A 2,221-nucleotide genomic window follows, 5' to 3' on the forward strand; every position below is an offset into this window, starting at 1 on the left:
GAATTACGCAACAAAGCCTGTTTTCGCCTGAAAACGAACAGATAAGATCACAAGATTTGGAAGAAGCGTATCACGATGCTGGCCAGTTTTATTGGGGTCGTAAAGATGCTTTCCTGAATAAATTATCGGTGTTTTCTAGCCACTCTAAGGTCGTGCTCTTACCGAGAAAACGCGTTCAAGATATTGATAACCAAGAAGACTGGGAACTGGCTGAATCTCTTTTTTCAGCATTGAGGTTAGGGTAAAACAATGAAAGTTACCTTCCGAGTGGATGCGTCACTGTTTATCGGTAGTGGGCACGTCATGCGCTGTCTGGTGCTTGCTGATATATTAGAAAGTAAAGGTTTCTCCGTATGCTTTGCTTGTCTGCCCCAGGCTGGTGACATGATTGCATATATCTGTGATAGAGGCTTTGACATATTAGAGTTGACTCCCTCTTGCCTAAAAATGACTCCCTGCCATAGCGCTGATTATAAAGCTTGGCTTCAACGTAGCGTTGAAGAAGATGCAAATGACTTTTTATCTAAAGTTGATTCTTCCGAGTGGGTGATTGTGGATCACTATGCGCTGGACCATGAATGGGAAAGTATCATTATAGGTAAGCTGTCATGCGCTATTTTATCGATTGACGACCTTAACCGTGAACACTGTAGTGATATTATTCTTGACCAAAACCTGTGGCCGAACATTTCAAAAAGATATTCGGATTGTTCTGCTACCAAGCTCCTTGGTCCTGAATATGCTCTTTTAAGAGAGAGCTTTTCAACATTGAGGGATTCATCCCGAGATTCAATATCTAATCAACTCTTAGTCTTTTTTGGTGGAACAGATCCTACAAATGAGTGCGAGAAGTTTATTCTTGCAGCAAATGAGTTTAAGAGGCTCCCGTTTAATACTATTTTGATCACGGGGAGAATCAACCCTCGCTTTGATGCTTTGATAAAGCTTAATCAAAATAGCAATGTTTCTATATACAAAAATTTAGAGAGTTTTGATTTATCTTTAAGTAATAGCAAGTATGCAATTGGCGCCTCAGGTGTAAGTAACTGGGAGCGGTTTTGTCTTAGGGTTCCTGCCTCGATAGTTTCCGTAGCGGAGAATCAAGTAATACTTTCAAATTACTTGTCAGATTTAGGGTTTGTTGAATATTTAGGTGAAGGTATAACGACGAGTACCGATACTTATGTACTTGAGCTAGCGCGCTTATGTGAAAAGTGGGATTACATCAAACCTTTTAGTGATTTTGAAGTTGATGGCTTCGGTGCGAATAAGGTCGTTCAAATAATGGAGAGCTTTTGTCGTGAAACAAAGAGTAATTAAATTTAGGCTACTTGAAGAAAGTGATTTAGAAGAAATTCTCGCTTGGAGAAACTCTCCAGATGTTAGAAAAAACATGTACACCTCTCACGAAATCACGATGGATGAGCACAAGTCATGGTTTTCTAGTATGTGCAAGGATAGTTCAAAAGAATATTTTCTAGCGGAGTTAAATGGAGAGCCAGCAGGTGTTGTTGGATTTACTGATATAAATCGAATTCCTGGAATCGCTTCTTGGGCATTCTATGCATCGCCCAATGCGGTAAGAGGTACAGGCTCTTTGATGGAATATCGAGCTCTAGAGCATGCATTTACTGAGTTAGATTTACACAAATTACGCTGTGAGGTTTTAGGCTTTAATCAAGCCGTGGTGAAATTACACTCCAAATTTGGCTTTAAAGTTGAAGGTACTCATCGAGATGCTTTCTTCAATGGGGCTGAATATCACGATGTAGTACATTTGGGTATCTTTTCACATGAGTGGAAAGGTATTAGAAACCTTATGAAAGATAAATTGAGAGTATACGAAGAGAATGAATAAAAACATATACATCGATAATCGAGAAATTGGTCCTAATTGTCCTCCATATATTATTGCTGAGCTTTCTGCTAACCATAATGGCGATATAAACCGTGCTTTTCAGATTATGGAAGAAGCAAAAAAAGCAGGTGCTGATGCGATTAAACTTCAAACCTATACCCATGAAACTATCACTATGGATAGTGACTCGGAAGAGTTTCAAATTCATGGCGGCTTATGGGATGGCCAAACTTTGTACGAGTTGTATAAAGAAGCACATATGCCTTGGGAATGGCACAAGCCTTTGTTTGAAAAAGCAAAAGAGTTAGGTATTACGATATTTAGTTCACCATTTGATTTTACCGCGGCTTTGTTGCGTAATTC

3 protein-coding genes and 1 pseudogene are annotated in these 2,221 nt (G+C 39.3%); all 4 read left to right on the top strand.

Annotated elements, in window-relative coordinates; translation table 11 throughout:
- Window positions 1-245: pseudogene (locus BCT49_RS04640) on the top strand (pseudaminic acid cytidylyltransferase); the annotation flags it as partial.
- 4 nt (window positions 246-249) lie between these two features.
- Window positions 250-1,320, top strand: a complete 1,071-nt coding sequence (gene pseG, locus BCT49_RS04645) for a UDP-2,4-diacetamido-2,4,6-trideoxy-beta-L-altropyranose hydrolase (RefSeq protein ID WP_102434337.1) — start codon at window positions 250-252, stop codon at window positions 1,318-1,320.
- Window positions 1,301-1,858 (top strand): UDP-4-amino-4,6-dideoxy-N-acetyl-beta-L-altrosamine N-acetyltransferase, encoded by a 558-nt coding sequence (gene pseH, locus BCT49_RS04650; protein ID WP_102434338.1) that lies wholly within the window; start codon window positions 1,301-1,303, stop codon window positions 1,856-1,858. The genes pseG and pseH overlap by 20 nt, the downstream gene beginning before the upstream one ends.
- Window positions 1,851-2,221 (top strand): N-acetylneuraminate synthase family protein (locus tag BCT49_RS04655; RefSeq protein WP_198595814.1); only part of this gene is annotated, 371 nt, incomplete at its 3' end. The genes pseH and BCT49_RS04655, both read left to right, overlap by 8 nt.

The organism is Vibrio lentus (assembly GCF_002875945.1).
GTDB classification, from domain to species: domain Bacteria; phylum Pseudomonadota; class Gammaproteobacteria; order Enterobacterales; family Vibrionaceae; genus Vibrio; species Vibrio apostichopi.

Excerpts from the sequence above, each read along its gene's own strand:
- pseG (WP_102434337.1), top strand. The coding sequence starts at position 250 with ATGAAAGTTACCTTCCGAGTGGATGCGTCACTGTTTATCGGTAGTGGG.